Origin of the sequence: Crinalium epipsammum PCC 9333, assembly GCF_000317495.1 — a bacterium.
Lineage (GTDB): Bacteria > Cyanobacteriota > Cyanobacteriia > Cyanobacteriales > PCC-9333 > Crinalium > Crinalium epipsammum.
On record NC_019753.1, the window covers coordinates 3,574,903 to 3,588,887 of the forward strand.

The following is a 13,985-nucleotide window of genomic DNA, read 5'->3' on the forward strand; positions in this document are numbered from 1 at the left end:
TACTATGTTACCTTTAATGTAATACTGCTAGTTAACAACTAATACATTTTTGGTACAGAGGCATGATAGAATTCGCCGCCATTACGAAAGTAATTAGTAAATATGCGCCTCAAGCTGGTCAACTAATTATTAAACAAGCTCACAAAAATGAAGCTGTTATTAAAATTTTACAAGAATTAAAACTCAATCCTACCCAAATTCCTGATGATGTTGATACTGTTTATGGGTACACTCTCGTCAAGTATGGGGTATTTAAACCTCAAGCAATTTTAAATTTATTTAGAGAAAAATTAATTAAAGATTACTTTTGGGATGCTTACAGTAATAATGCTCCCTGGCAGTTTGTAGAGAATACAAAAAAGTTTATTAATCAAAATAGCGAACTAAAAACGCAAATAGTTAATGCAAGAATTAATCTTTTAGCTGAATTAGAGGAATTTGGCGAAGTTTTTATTGCAGTTGCTAAACAAACGAAGGCATCCAAATATCAGCCTTACCCTGATTGGAATTTAGATGTTTATCCTAAAGAGTTTAAAGCCTTAATTTTTGAAAAGACTCGTTTATTCTGCGGTCGCGATTTTGTTTTTCAAGCTATTAAGACATTTTTCTCAACTCAACCCAAAGGTTATTTTACTGTGATTGGGGATGCAGGGATGGGGAAAAGCGCGATCGCAGCTAAATATATTTCAGCTATCAAATGTCCTTGTTATTTTAATGTATTTGCAGAAGGACGCAATAAACCAGAACAGTTTTTAGCTAATATTCGTCAACAATTAATTAAGCGTTATTCTCTCCAAAATGCAGACAACGCTGATTTAAGAACTGTATTGCAAAAAGCAAGTGAAGAACTAAACGGGCAAAAACTTGTCATTGTTGTAGATGCACTTGATGAAGTACAACAAGAAGGAAATAGTAATCTTTTAGATTTACCACAAAATCTGCCTGATGGAGTTTATTTTTTACTCACTAGAAGACCTTACAATCAAGAAACCAAACGTTTAACGGTTTCTCCAGAGACTCCGGTAAAGGAATTGGATTTAACCAAAGGTGATTATACAGCTTTGAGTCAGGAAGATGTAAAAGAGTATATTCACTTGTCTTTGAATAACGATTCAAAACTGAAAAATTGGATTAAGGAGCGCAATATTTATGAGAATAATTTTACTCAGGAGTTGGCTGTTAAAAGTGAAAATAACTTTATGTATTTGCGCTATGTATTACCAGAAATTTCTGAAGGCAAATATAATGATTTAAATCTCAATGGATTACCTCAAGGTCTTCAGGATTACTATACAACTCATTGGCATCGGATGGGGATGGATAATGAATCCCATGAAAAGAAGGTAAAAATAATTTATATATTAGTAGAAAGAGGCGAACCCATATCTTCAATCATGATTGCCGATATTCTCGATGAAGATGAATATGAGGTGAAATCGGTATTAAATGATTGGATTGAGTATGTAACACCGAAAGTAAATACAGAGAAACCAAAAATTTACTACAGTATTTATCACCGCAGTTTTTTAGAATTTCTCAAAGGGCAAGATAAATTAGATCGAGGTCGAAAGCTATTTAGGGAAGTTAATCAGAGTATGGCTGATTATATGCTCAGGGAGATGGAATAAATGGGGAGCATTGCCACTAAATTAGCCTCGAAATCAGCAGAATTTAAAAAGATGTTTCTGGGGCAGTTTCCTGAACAGCAATTAAAAGCAGGAAAGTCAGAAATTTATTATCAATATCTCACGGACTTTGATTTTATTTTTCTCAAAATTCACTCTCCTAAATTTGGAGTAGAACCCCTGATTAGGGATTATGCTTTGATTGATGATCCTGAGATATTAGATAAATTAGAAGAAGATGAAACACTAAAACCCGAACAAGTCAAAACTCTGAAATTAATTCAACGTGCGCTACAGTTAGCCGCCCATGTTGTCAATCAAGACCAAAATCAATTAGTAGGGCAACTGTGGGGACGGTTGCAGAGTTTTGAACAGCCAGAAATTCAAAAAATGTTGGCAGATGCAGCAGCAAGTGAAAGTGAAATTTCGCGATTGCGTCCCATCACAGCCAGTTTGACTGCTCCTGGTGGAAACCTACTGCGTACCCTGACTGGTCATAACCACTCGGTACGAGCAGTAGCAATTACCCCCGATGGCAAAACCGCCGTTTCTGGTTCAGATGACACCACTCTGAAGGTGTGGGATCTACAGACAGGAACCGCACTTTCTACCCTGACTGGTCATAACGACTCGGTAATAGCAGTAGCAATTACCGCCGATGGCAAAACCGCCGTTTCTGGTTCACATGACAACACGCTGAAAGTGTGGGATCTAAAGACAGGAACCGCACTTTCTACCCTGACTGGTCATAACGACTCGGTAATAGCAGTAGCAATTACCGCCGATGGCAAAACCGCCGTTTCTGGTTCGCATGACAACACGCTGAAAGTGTGGGATCTAAAGACAGGAACCGCACTTTCTACCCTGACTGCTCATAGCTTTTGGGTACAAGCAGTAGCAATTACCGCCGATGGCAGAACCGCCGTTTCTGGTTCAGATGACAACACGCTGAAAGTGTGGGATCTAAAGACAGGAACCGCACTTTCTACCCTGACTGCTCATAGCTTTTGGGTACAAGCAGTAGCAATTACCGCCGATGGCAAAACCGCCGTTTCTGTTTCACATGACAACACGCTGAAAGTGTGGAATCTACAGACAGGAACCGCACTTTCTACCCTGACTGGTCATAACGACTCGGTAATAGCAGTAGCAATTACCGCCGATGGCAAAACCGCCGTTTCTGGTTCACATGACAACACTCTGAAAGTGTGGGATCTACAGACAGGAACCGCACTTTCTACTTTTATTGGCCATAACGACTTTGTACGAGCAGTAGCAATTACCCCCGACGGCAAAACTGCCGTTTCTGGTTCAGATGACAACACCGTGAAAGTGTGGGATCTACCAGGAACCGCACGTTCTACCCTGCCTGCCTGGCTGACTAGGATATTCAAAATGTTAAAGCCAGAGTTCACCGGAACCGCACTTTCTACCCTGACTGGTCATAACGCCTCGGTAATAGCAGTAGCAATTACCCCCGATGGCAAAACCGCCGTTTCTGGTTCAGAAGACAACACCCTGAAAGTGTGGGATCTACAGATAGGAACCGCACTTTCTATCCTGCCTGCCTGGCTGACTAGGATATTCAAAATATTAACATTAAAGCCAGAGTTGCACACCGGAACCGCACTTTCTACCCTGACTGGTCATAACAACTCGGTACAAGCAGTAGCAATTACCCCCAATGGCAAAACCGCCGTTTCTGGGTCAGAGGACAACACCCTGAAAGTGTGGGATCTACAGACAGGAACCGCACTTTCTACTTTTATTGGTCATAACGACTCGGTAATAGCAGTAGCAATTACCCCCGATGGCAAAACCGCCGTTTCTGGTTCAGAGGACAACACCCTGAAAGTGTGGGATCTACAGACAGGAACCGCACTTTCTACTTTTATTGGTCATAGCTTTTGGGCAATTACCGCCGATGGCAAAACCGCCGTTTCTGGTTCATCTGACGACAACACGCTGAAAGTGTGGGATCTACAGACAGGAACCGCACTTTCTACTTTTATTGGCCATAACGACTTTGTACGAGCAGTAGCAATTACCCCCGACGGCAAAACTGCCGTTTCTGGTTCAGATGACAACACCGTGAAAGTGTGGGATCTACCAGGAACCGCACGTTCTACCCTGCCTGCCTGGCTGACTAGGATATTCAAAATGTTAAAGCCAGAGTTCACCGGAACCGCACTTTCTACCCTGACTGGTCATAACGCCTCGGTAATAGCAGTAGCAATTACCCCCGATGGCAAAACCGCCGTTTCTGGTTCAGAAGACAACACCCTGAAAGTGTGGGATCTACAGATAGGAACCGCACTTTCTATCCTGCCTGCCTGGCTGACTAGGATATTCAAAATATTAACATTAAAGCCAGAGTTGCACACCGGAACCGCACTTTCTACCCTGACTGGTCATAACAACTCGGTACAAGCAGTAGCAATTACCCCCAATGGCAAAACCGCCGTTTCTGGGTCAGAGGACAACACCCTGAAAGTGTGGGATCTACAGACAGGAACCGCACTTTCTACTTTTATTGGTCATAACGACTCGGTAATAGCAGTAGCAATTACCCCCGATGGCAAAACCGCCGTTTCTGGTTCAGAGGACAACACCCTGAAAGTGTGGGATCTACAGACAGGAACCGCACTTTCTACTTTTATTGGTGAAAGTCCTATAAATTGCTGTGCAGTTTCCCCAGATGGATTAAAAATCGTTGCAGGAGACAAATCAGGTCGTGTTCATTTCCTGCGGTGGGAACGTGGTTAATAAAATGAATAATATTGCCAAAAACAACGTTAACATTCCTAGATATCCACCAGAATTTAAACAAATCATTACCGTTAAAAATCGCAACTTTGTCGGGCGTGAATTTGTCTTTACTGCTATCAATAGCTTTCTCGATCAATATGACCGAGGCTACTTTACTATTATCGGTGAACCTGGGATTGGTAAGAGTGCAATTATTGCCCATTATGTCAGCTTAAATCCCGAAGTTGTTTATTATAATGTCGAAATTGCGGTTAAAAGTCGTCAGAGTAGAGAGATTGACGATCCCCCCCAGCCCCCCTTTTTAAGGGGGGAGTATGAGGACACGCCCGAAGATCGGGGGGAGTATGAGGACTTTCTAACAACGATTTGCGATCAATTAATAGAAATTGCTCAAAATCAAGGTAGTAAAATTATTACATCTGATGCGACTACAGAAGGCGGTGGCTTTTTATCTTTGTTGTTGCAACAAATTAGCGATCGCTTGCAGCCAGAAGAACGTTTAATTATTACTATTGATGGGTGCGATCGCATTGATATCAACAATCAGCCTCGCGGTTCCAATCTTTTATATTTACCTCGCTATCTACCAGGAAAAGTTTATTTTATTCTAACTCGCCGTCCTTTCTTACCAGATAAATCTGGTTTACTAATTGAAACACCATCTCAATCTTTAGATTTATCAGCCTACCCAGAACAGAATCGTGCTGATGTACAGGAATATATTAAAAATTATCATCTCCTCCACCCCTCAGAAATGGGATTGAAAATCAACGAAGATGAAACTAATTTTATGTACGTTAGCGAAATATTAAAAGCTATGAATCAAGACATTTATCCACAAAGTTTACAAATTTATTATCAAAACCACTTAGATAAAATGAATTTAACAACTACTAACCAGCAAACAATGGCTGAAAAGGTGCTAAATATCTTATTGCAAGAGCAATTGATATCAATAGAAACAATAGCGGAAAGATTAGACGAAGATGAATATGAAATCAAAGTAATTTTAGGGAAATGGCGAGAATTTTTGCATTTAGAATCAATAGCAGCAGAAGTTAAATATAGCCTTTATCATCCTAGTTTTCGTGATTGGTTGCAGCAAAAAATGGCAGCTAATATTTGAGTTTTACAATATATAGCGGTCAGCAGTCAGCTATCAGCTTTAATCATATTTTAAAGCAGGAAAGAAGTAATTGATAACGGCTAGAAAAGCTTTACTGTTCCTGCATCAACCGCAGATAATTTTTCCTTAGCTGCGCCAAATTCTCAATCATGCGATCGCTCAAATCTTTTTCCACATCGCACATCTGCTGCCAAAAAGCTGCGGAACGTCGTCCGGCGATCGCATCAAGCCAAAGTACATCCAACAGTTCAGCAGCTAAAGGGTTTTCAGCTTCCAGATTGCCACGTAATTGCTCAAATGCTTGTTTCGCTTCAGCATGAGTAGCGACATCTTGTGCTAACGAGATGCACTTTTTAAGTTCGGCAACAAAATTTGGGGAGGGAGATTGCGTCATAATAATTTCAACTAAATTATTGCAGTTCCAAGCAATGAAGAGCAGGCTTCTCTAGAAGCTCTTGAATTGCTTGTTGTCCGGCACGAATGAGAGCTTCAATTTGATCAGTAGGTGTGTTTCCACATCTTAGCCATACTACTTTTGGTGGAGAACCATACAATCGACTTCTTTCTGCAAAGTCTGCATCTTGAGTCACAATGCAGAAATCGTTCAAAAGAGCAAACTCCCAAATCTCTGTATCTGTCTTCTGTGCTAGATCGTGAAACTCAACATGGCTAGCATTGGGGAAAATATCAGCCAAGCGACTAACCAATTTTCGGCTTAGGTTTTGATCGAATAGTAGTTTCAAGCAGCACTCACCGCAGCAACTAAACGATGATCGCGATCGGCAGCAAACTCCAGACAAGCTCTAATATCTGTTTCTGTCAATTCTGGGAAGTCATCAATAATCTCAGAAATAGACATTCCAGCAGCTAACCAGCCAAGAACGTCGTAAACCGTAATCCGCATCCGACGAATGCAGGGTTTGCCTCCACGTTTATCAGGCTCAATGGTAATAATGTCACGATAGCTCATAATACAAGCACAGTGTTTACATTTATTACATCATATTGACACTCCGTGTCTATGATCAAAACTAATACGCGACAATTTGTTGATATTATTTGCTGGGCAGTTCAGCACCAATATTTAACCGAACACAATGGGTAAGCAGCGAGTTCTTTCTGGGGTACAACCTACTGGTAATCTTCACCTGGGTAATTATCTGGGTGCAATACGCAACTGGGTAGAAAATCAAAGCCAGTACGAAAATTACTTCTGTGTAGTAGATTTACACGCAATTACAGCGCCACACAACCCTGCGACGTTGGCATCAGATACGTACACCATTGCCGCACTATATTTAGCTTGTGGCATTGATTTGCAATACTCTAACATCTTTGTCCAATCTCATATATCTGCCCATAGTGAACTTACTTGGCTACTTAACTGCATTACGCCTCTAAACTGGTTGCAAGATATGATCCAGTTCAAGGAAAAAGCGATTAAACAAGGGGAAAATGTTGGCACAGGTTTACTAGACTATCCCGTATTAATGGCGGCAGATATTTTGCTTTACCAAGCGGATAAAGTTCCGGTAGGGGAAGATCAAAAGCAACACCTAGAACTAACACGCGATATTGCTGCCAGATTTAACCATCAATTTGCCCGTAAAAAGCCTGTTTTGAAGCTACCAGAACCATTAATTCGGGCTGAAGGCGCAAGGGTAATGAGTCTCACTGATGGTACGCGCAAGATGTCTAAGTCTGATCCTTCAGAGTTGAGCAGAATTAATCTGTTAGATTCGCCAGAGGAGATTCAGAAGAAGATTAAACGTTGTAAAACCGATCCAGTTAAAGGTTTAACATTTGACGACCCAGAAAGACCTGAGTGCAACAATTTGTTAACTTTATATATGCTACTTTCTGGCAAGAGTAAAGCAGAGGTCGCAACAGAGTGTCAGGATATGGGCTGGGGGCAGTTTAAACCTTTGCTTGCAGATACCGCAGTTACAGCCCTCAAGCCGATTCAGGATAAGTATAAAGAAGTCATGGACGACAAGGGTTATCTGGAGTCTGTATTGCGTGATGGGCGGCAAAAGGCGGAAGCGATCGCATCTGACACCCTAGCTAAAGTGAAAGCAGCATTAGGTTACTCTGTCCCACTGTGAAAATATTCGCTTTCCAGTTTTAACCAATTTAGGATTGTAGACTAATCAAAAGTCCACAATATATCTATACAGTCAGTCCCAATTTCAGAATGAATAATTTTCGTGCTGCCGTCAAGGCTGGTGAATTTCTAGTTACCGCAGAGGTAGCACCGCCAAAGGGAGGCGATCCAGCACTCATGGTGCGGATGGCACAAACCCTCAAAGGTAGAGTCCACGCCGTCAATGTTACTGATGGTAGTCGCGCCGTGTTGCGGATGTCTCCTGTTGCTGCTTCTGTGATTTTGTTACAGCACGGAATTGAACCAATTTGTCAATTAGCTTGTCGCGATCGCAACCGCATCGGATTACAAGCTGACCTCATGGGCGCACACGCCCTGGGCATTCGCAACATCCTCGCCCTCACAGGCGATCCAGTCAAAGCAGGCGATCATCCCGACGCTAAAAGTGTTTTTGATCTAGAATCAGTACGCCTACTGCAACTAATTCGCAAACTCAATCACGGACTTGATTGTAACGATAAACCCTTAACTGACGGTGCTACAGACTTATTTGTTGGTGCCGCAGTCGATCCAGAGTCTTCTAGTTGGTCTGGACTACAGCGCAGGTTTGAACGCAAAGTAGAAGCAGGCGCACAATTTTTCCAAAGTCAGCTAATTTCTAACTTTGACAAACTGGAAAAATTTATGGATCAAATCGCTGCTGGTACAGACAAGCCGATTTTAGCTGGTATTTTTTTACTAAAATCTGCTAAAAATGCCGAATTTATTAATCGCTGCGTACCAGGAGTCCACATTCCACAACACACAATTGACCGTTTGGCAAGTGCATCAGATCCTTTGCAAGAAGGAATTAAAATTGCCGCCGAACAAGTCCAGGTAGCGCGTCAACTTTGCCAAGGTATTCACATGATGGCAGTCAAGCGAGAAGACTTGATTCCCGAAATACTAGATTTAGCTGGAATCCCTGATCAATGAACAATTAACAATGAACAATTATCAATGACCAATCACCAATCATTACAAAAAACCGTAATCTCTGATCGTGTGTAGTGTCGCGGAATTTACTTCTTCAGGTTTGTTGCCCAATAAGTGTTTTCAATAATTGCAATATGAAACTGCGTTTACTAGCCATTATTTTTGGTTTAATTATTCCCGTGACTGCTTGTAATAGCAGCAAACAAGCTAATACACCCACCCCTGCTCAATCGCCCACTTCCACATCTTCGCCTGTCTCGAATGTGCCAGCATCATCTGCTGAATCTGCCAAAACAACTGCTAGTTCTAATGAATCTGCTGTCAGCAAAAATTGGTATAACTATTCTTCAAAAGACGGAAAATATAGCGCTAAATTTCCAGAGAAACCTAACGAGCAGAAAAGAGCTTCTAAAGCCCAACAAAGTGAAATTTCTGGAACCGAAGTTAGATATATTGATAATGCCAAACAGCGTTTATATTTAACTGGTCATGTTAATTTACCTACCCCTAAAGGAGGGAAACTTACTAATGTGAATGTTGACAAAATTTTAGATGGTGGTCGAGATAGTATGGCTAAGACAGTTGGAGCGACTGTCAAAAACGAAACAAAAATTAGTCAAGGTGAATATCCAGGCAGAGAATTTCTCATGACTCTGCCGAATGGTTTAAGTGCTAAAGCACGGATATTTATTAATCCTAAAAACCTCAAAGCTTATCAAGCTGTATTTGCAGCCAAAGATGGCAAGGTAGATGCTCCTGATGCTAAAGCTTTCCTCAATTCTGTCAAGCTTAAGTAATAAATCATTACACCTCTGGCAGGCATTACTGATATTAACCCTCCCCTTATTAAAGGGATGGAACGCTATTTATTACTTCCCGCTTGGTGAGGTAAGTAATAGGACTTACGCACCGAAAGCCTGAAACCTAGATCCCCCTAGCCCCCTTAAAAAGAAGGGAAATTCAAAGTCCCCCTTTTTAAGGGGGATTTAGGGGGATCTCTGCGTAAGTCCTAGTAACATTTCGATTTTTGCAATAAGTCTATCAAAAATGGAGCCAGAGGACTCCCGTTACACCTGCTCTTGTTAACGGGGAGATGAATAGACATCTCCAGGAACCATCAAAACCTTTCTATGAAAGGTTTTGATGGTTTTTAAGTTTGTGCGATCGCTCGATCATAAATACGACTTAATCAGGCTTTGAGCTAAATCCAGTTAATTTAGAACCCAAAGATCAACAGGCTTACACAGCAATAATCTCTTAAAAATTCAGATTTTTACACTGCTAGTATTAAGGCTCCGATCCTCAACCTAACTAAACCACAAACTATCTGGATTACTTGGTCATAATGTTGTGATCTTAACCTAAATCTGTCCTGGGCTATCCGAAATATTTTCACCAATCTAATGATATGTTCAACTACAATTCGTTGCGTTGATATTTCTTTGTTTTCTTGCTTTTGTTGAGGGCTTAATTCTTGATTTTTACGTTTTTTATGGGGTGTTTCAATTTGGTTTTCTCCTAGATAACCTTTATCCGCTTTAAACTTCTGACTAACCTCAAAATTTGCCAATCTTTCTCTAAACATATTAATATCGCTACTTGGGCCAGGTTTTCCTATTGTTACATCGACTATTTCTGAACCATCTGGTAAAATAATAAACTGGTTTTTTAGTGTATGATTTTTCTTCTTCCCTGAATAAAACTTTTTCTGTTCGCTGTAGTCGGTAGGTCTTGCTCTAGCTTGTTCTGAGCTATCCACTACTAATACCCACTGCTCCAGGACTTCTTTATACCTTTTCCAATCATTGCCTTTTTTTTTACTTGTTCTAAAAGAGATGCTGGCAACAATTCACCCAAAATTTTTATCCAGTCATGGAATATATTGTGTGCCGTTGATTCACTTACCCCGAACTGCACACCTAGTAGTTGAAATGTCGGCATATGGTGCAGATAAACTAAAGTTAATAATATCTGCTCTGTCACAGATAATTTTGGCTTTCTACCACCACCTTTTTTTATTATTCTAATCTTGGTTTCTTCTTCTCCACCTTGGAATTGGTTGAAGAGAGCTTCTGCTTCTACGATTAGCCATTGCAACTGTTGGTAATCAATTCCCAACAACCGTTTAGTTTCTTGAGGGTTAGATGTAATGTATTCCAGTAAAGAACTCATGCCCAGCAGTTAAAAATACAATTTTACTATCCTTTTGGGCTACCCAGTTTATTTTTTGGAGATGTCTATTGGCGACCAACTAATAAATTGAGCGTAGCGAATCCATTTTAGGCAAGCGTTTAATATAATCACGTATAACTTCAGACACAGAAAAATCCTTAGTTTTAGCATAAAGATTAATCTGTTCAAATTCTTCCTCAGTTAGTCTAACTTTAATACTTTTCTCTCTTGTCATATTCCCACGAGTGGAGTACAATTGAAAATATAACACAGGTGAGATTTTACTGATGTTAGATGTTTTAAAGGTAAAAATTTATCCAAACAAGGGACAGCGAGAAGCACTGACTAAAAGCTTTGGCTGTTCCCGTTTTGTGTTTAATTATTACCTAAATAAAACTAACACTCAGTATCAAGAAACGGGTAAGGGAATGAGCTATTGTGATATGGCACTCGACTTAACCCAACTTAAAAAGCTATCTGATTATGAATGGTTAACAGAAGTAACTGCTGCTACCTTACAACAAACTCTTAAAAACTTAGAATCAGCCTTTAAGAATTTCTTTTTTAAAAGGGCAAGATTCCCCAAATATAAAAGTAAGCATAGGCATCAGTCAATCCGTTACCCTGAAAGCTGTTCAATCAAAAATGGTGGTTTAAAACTGCCCAAACTTGGAATTGTTAAAGCTTCAATCTCAAAAAGTATTAACGGTAAAATTAAATCTGTAACAGTTTCGATAAATAGCACAGATAAATATTTTGCAGCAATCTTATTTGAAACTGATGATTTAGCTGCTAAAAAGCAAGGGAAAATATCAGGGATAGACCTGGGATTAAACAGTTTAGTTACTGTATTTGATGGTAAAATTTATCAAAAAGTTGACCCCATTAAACCAACTCGTAAGTATGCCAAGCGTTTAAGGCGTAGACAAAAAGCGTTAAGTCGCAAAGTTAAGGGGTCTAATAATAGACGTTTATCGGTCAAAAAAGTAGCGAAAGTCCATGAAAAAATAACAAATACGAGACAAGATTTTTTGCATAAACTCTCAAGACAGTTAGTTGACGAAAACCAAGTCATTGTAGTAGAAAACCTTTGTATTAAAGGATTAGCACGTACTAAATTAGCAAAATCAATACATGATGCTGGTTTTGGAATGCTGCTTAATTTTATAGGCTACAAACTGGAACGAGAAAGCGGAACATTTATTCAAGTTGACAGATTTTTTCCAAGTACGAAACTTTGTAATTGCTGCAAGTTTAAGAATAATTCCTTGAATTTAAGTATTCGTGAATGGGTTTGTCCAAGCTGTCAAACTCAACATGATCGTGACGAAAATGCAGCAAGGAATATTAGGGAAGAAGGCTTGAAAATACTGTCAAATACGGTAGGACATACCGAATTACAAGCTTGTGGAGAGACTGTAAGACTTAATGGTGCTTGCATCAAAGAGCGGGTTTCATTGAGGCAAGAATCTCCCGTCACAGCGCAAGCTTGACGGCGAGAGTGTCAACTAGGGTAAAATTTCCATTCTTCTGCCAGGATAGTGTTCAGAACACTATTCTTAAGGTTGATTTGTGTGAACTTAGAAACATCCAATTCTGATATCAGTAAGACAGTAGATACTCAAATCTGTGCAGTAACAATCTATACAGAGCAAGCCAGAATCAGACGACGTGGTGTTATAGCGCTGGATGGTCAAGAAAAAGAACTTCTAATTTTAGGGCTACCAGCAATTCTAAATCCAGAATCTCTAAGGGTTAGCGGTGCGGGAACCCAACCAGTACGGGTATTAGAAATTAGCACAAAAATTGTATCCCGGGTTGAATCTGTTGATCAACGCCTTGCTGAGTTAACTCAACAAATTCGAGAGTTAGAAGCACAAGAACGAGGTATTCAAAATATCTTAGCATCTGTGCAATTACAACGGAATTTTATCCACTCCCTGAGTGAAAAATCTGTTGAGCGTTTCTCAAAAAGTTTAGCCAGTCAACAGGTCGGAATTAATGAAGCCAGTGATTTACTCAACTTTTTAGGGCAGCACTATAACGATTATTCCAGCATTATTACCCAAAATGAACAGCAGCGTAACGACATTAACCAGCAGCTACAGATACTCCGCCAACAGTTGCAACGACTGGAAAAACCTCGCGTTCAAGAAAGTTTAAACCTAATTGTCACCATAGCCCCTACTGCTGCTTGCAATTTTGAAATCGAAGTATCCTACGTTGTTAGGCAAGCTAGCTGGATACCACTTTACGATTTACAAATTAGTGACAACGGTGAACGAGTAAATATCAACTATTTAGCAGAAGTACAGCAACGTACTGGTGAAGATTGGATAGATGCGTTTCTTACTCTTTCCACAGCTAAACCAGAACTAGGAACATTACCACCCAAGTTAAATCCTTGGTATGTCGATATTCTCAGACCAAGAATAGATTACCCACCTCCACCGATGGCATTACCTAGCGCCCCAATGGATATGTCCCGGCAAAGGATGCGAAGGTCTGCTAATCTTCCAGAAGACTACGAAGAGCCTGATGCTATGTTTGCAGTTGAAACTGTAGCAGCAGAAGTATCAACGCAAGGGGGTGTCGTTACTTTCCAACTCAAACAAAGTAGCAATATCCCCTCTGATGGCACACCTCATAAAGTAACGATTTTCAGCGACGATTATCCGTGTCGCAAAGAGTATATTGCTATTCCTCGGCTAGTTAGCTTTGCTTATCTGCAAGCAACTGTGACTAATCCTCAAACAGGTGCAACTTTATTAGCTGGTAAAGCAAATATCTTTCGGGACAACACTTTTGTCGGTACTACCCAACTAGAGAATATTGCACCCAATCAAGAGTTTAAACTCAACTTAGGTATTGATGAAAGTTTAAAAATCGAGCGCGATTTAGTTGAGCGTCAGGTAGATAAAAAGTTGATAGGCAATCACCGTCGGACTACCTATGCCTATCGCCTGGTAATTACTAATTTACGTGACGAGCAAGTTACTATTCAACTATCTGAACAAGTACCACTCAGCCGTAACGAACAAATTAAAATACGCCTGACGCGCTGCAATCCCCAAATTGAAGCGGATAAGATGGGAATACTAGAATGGTCACTAATGCTGTCGCCTCAATCTAAACAGGAAATATATTATCAATTCATAGTTGAGCATTCACCTGATTTATCAGTAGTTGGGCTAAATTTGTAAGCAACTCTGTT

Annotated in this window: 14 protein-coding genes; 8 read left to right on the forward strand and 6 right to left on the reverse strand. The window is 40.3% G+C overall.

Going from position 1 to position 13,985, the window contains the following annotated elements; genetic code table 11:
- Positions 1-62: 62 nt before the first annotated feature.
- From CRI9333_RS15550 to CRI9333_RS15560, 3 genes are read left to right on the forward strand one after another with little or no spacing between them, the layout of a single operon-like run.
- The gene (locus CRI9333_RS15550; RefSeq protein ID WP_015204123.1) at positions 63-1,628 is read left to right on the forward strand and encodes an AAA family ATPase; all 1,566 of its coding nucleotides are present in this window, start codon (positions 63-65) and stop codon (positions 1,626-1,628) included.
- Positions 1,629-4,391, forward strand: a complete 2,763-nt coding sequence (locus tag CRI9333_RS15555) for a WD40 repeat domain-containing protein (protein ID WP_015204124.1) — start codon at positions 1,629-1,631, stop codon at positions 4,389-4,391.
- A 4-nt stretch (positions 4,392-4,395) separates the two neighbouring features.
- Positions 4,396-5,520: an ATP-binding protein gene (locus CRI9333_RS15560; RefSeq protein ID WP_015204125.1), complete on the forward strand. Its 1,125-nt coding sequence runs from the start codon at positions 4,396-4,398 to the stop codon at positions 5,518-5,520.
- A 91-nt stretch (positions 5,521-5,611) separates the two neighbouring features.
- On the opposite strand, the gene CRI9333_RS15565 is transcribed toward CRI9333_RS15560, so the two are convergent.
- The 3 genes from CRI9333_RS15565 to CRI9333_RS15575 are packed head-to-tail and all read right to left on the reverse strand — an operon-like array spanning position 5,612 to position 6,490.
- A complete protein-coding gene (locus CRI9333_RS15565; RefSeq protein ID WP_015204126.1) occupies positions 5,612-5,914 on the reverse strand; it encodes a hypothetical protein in 303 nt (100 codons plus the stop codon).
- Between the two features lie 16 nt (positions 5,915-5,930).
- On the reverse strand, positions 5,931-6,263 hold the full coding sequence (locus tag CRI9333_RS15570) for a DUF5615 family PIN-like protein (RefSeq protein WP_015204127.1): 333 nt from the start codon (positions 6,261-6,263) through the stop codon (positions 5,931-5,933).
- A complete protein-coding gene (locus CRI9333_RS15575) occupies positions 6,260-6,490 on the reverse strand; it encodes a DUF433 domain-containing protein (RefSeq protein ID WP_015204128.1) in 231 nt (76 codons plus the stop codon). Before CRI9333_RS15575 ends, CRI9333_RS15570 begins: the two co-directional genes overlap by 4 nt.
- Before the next feature lie 127 nt (positions 6,491-6,617).
- Between CRI9333_RS15575 and trpS the strand changes: the two genes are divergently transcribed.
- From trpS to CRI9333_RS15590, 3 genes are all read left to right on the forward strand, one after another.
- Positions 6,618-7,625, forward strand: a complete 1,008-nt coding sequence (gene trpS / locus CRI9333_RS15580; RefSeq protein ID WP_015204129.1) for a tryptophan--tRNA ligase — start codon at positions 6,618-6,620, stop codon at positions 7,623-7,625.
- An 89-nt stretch (positions 7,626-7,714) separates the two neighbouring features.
- The gene (locus tag CRI9333_RS15585) at positions 7,715-8,599 is read left to right on the forward strand and encodes a methylenetetrahydrofolate reductase (protein WP_015204130.1); all 885 of its coding nucleotides are present in this window, start codon (positions 7,715-7,717) and stop codon (positions 8,597-8,599) included.
- Positions 8,600-8,733: 134 nt separating this feature from the next.
- Positions 8,734-9,396 (forward strand): hypothetical protein, encoded by a 663-nt coding sequence (locus CRI9333_RS15590; protein ID WP_015204131.1) that lies wholly within the window; start codon positions 8,734-8,736, stop codon positions 9,394-9,396.
- 476 nt (positions 9,397-9,872) lie between these two features.
- On the opposite strand, the gene CRI9333_RS28600 is transcribed toward CRI9333_RS15590, so the two are convergent.
- The 3 genes from CRI9333_RS28600 to CRI9333_RS15605 form a co-directional block, all read right to left on the reverse strand.
- The gene (locus CRI9333_RS28600) at positions 9,873-10,358 is read right to left on the reverse strand and encodes an HARBI1 family protein (protein WP_041225848.1); all 486 of its coding nucleotides are present in this window, start codon (positions 10,356-10,358) and stop codon (positions 9,873-9,875) included.
- A 2-nt stretch (positions 10,359-10,360) separates the two neighbouring features.
- The gene (locus CRI9333_RS28605) at positions 10,361-10,771 is read right to left on the reverse strand and encodes a helix-turn-helix domain-containing protein (protein ID WP_041225846.1); all 411 of its coding nucleotides are present in this window, start codon (positions 10,769-10,771) and stop codon (positions 10,361-10,363) included.
- A gap of 79 nt (positions 10,772-10,850) precedes the next feature.
- The gene (locus CRI9333_RS15605) at positions 10,851-11,006 is read right to left on the reverse strand and encodes a CopG family transcriptional regulator (RefSeq protein ID WP_015204132.1); all 156 of its coding nucleotides are present in this window, start codon (positions 11,004-11,006) and stop codon (positions 10,851-10,853) included.
- A 52-nt stretch (positions 11,007-11,058) separates the two neighbouring features.
- Here CRI9333_RS15605 and CRI9333_RS15610 point away from each other — a divergent pair, with 52 nt between their 5' ends.
- Both CRI9333_RS15610 and CRI9333_RS15615 read left to right on the forward strand, forming a co-directional pair.
- Complete coding sequence (locus tag CRI9333_RS15610) at positions 11,059-12,264, forward strand: RNA-guided endonuclease InsQ/TnpB family protein (RefSeq protein ID WP_015204133.1); 1,206 nt, start codon at positions 11,059-11,061, stop codon at positions 12,262-12,264.
- Positions 12,265-12,345: 81 nt separating this feature from the next.
- Positions 12,346-13,974: a mucoidy inhibitor MuiA family protein gene (locus CRI9333_RS15615; RefSeq protein ID WP_015204134.1), complete on the forward strand. Its 1,629-nt coding sequence runs from the start codon at positions 12,346-12,348 to the stop codon at positions 13,972-13,974.
- The last annotated feature ends 11 nt before the right edge of the window (positions 13,975-13,985 follow it).

Coding starts and splice junctions, on each gene's coding strand:
- CRI9333_RS15560 (WP_015204125.1), top strand. CDS start 4,396: ATGAATAATATTGCCAAAAACAACGTTAACATTCCTAGATATCCACCA.
- CRI9333_RS15605 (WP_015204132.1), bottom strand. CDS start 11,006: ATGACAAGAGAGAAAAGTATTAAAGTTAGACTAACTGAGGAAGAATTT.
- CRI9333_RS15590 (WP_015204131.1), top strand. CDS start 8,734: ATGAAACTGCGTTTACTAGCCATTATTTTTGGTTTAATTATTCCCGTG.
- CRI9333_RS15565 (WP_015204126.1), bottom strand. CDS start 5,914: ATGACGCAATCTCCCTCCCCAAATTTTGTTGCCGAACTTAAAAAGTGC.
- CRI9333_RS15610 (WP_015204133.1), top strand. CDS start 11,059: ATGTTAGATGTTTTAAAGGTAAAAATTTATCCAAACAAGGGACAGCGA.
- CRI9333_RS15585 (WP_015204130.1), top strand. CDS start 7,715: ATGAATAATTTTCGTGCTGCCGTCAAGGCTGGTGAATTTCTAGTTACC.
- CRI9333_RS15555 (WP_015204124.1), top strand. CDS start 1,629: ATGGGGAGCATTGCCACTAAATTAGCCTCGAAATCAGCAGAATTTAAA.
- CRI9333_RS15550 (WP_015204123.1), top strand. CDS start 63: ATGATAGAATTCGCCGCCATTACGAAAGTAATTAGTAAATATGCGCCT.
- CRI9333_RS28605 (WP_041225846.1), bottom strand. CDS start 10,771: ATGAGTTCTTTACTGGAATACATTACATCTAACCCTCAAGAAACTAAA.
- CRI9333_RS15575 (WP_015204128.1), bottom strand. CDS start 6,490: ATGAGCTATCGTGACATTATTACCATTGAGCCTGATAAACGTGGAGGC.
- trpS (WP_015204129.1), top strand. CDS start 6,618: ATGGGTAAGCAGCGAGTTCTTTCTGGGGTACAACCTACTGGTAATCTT.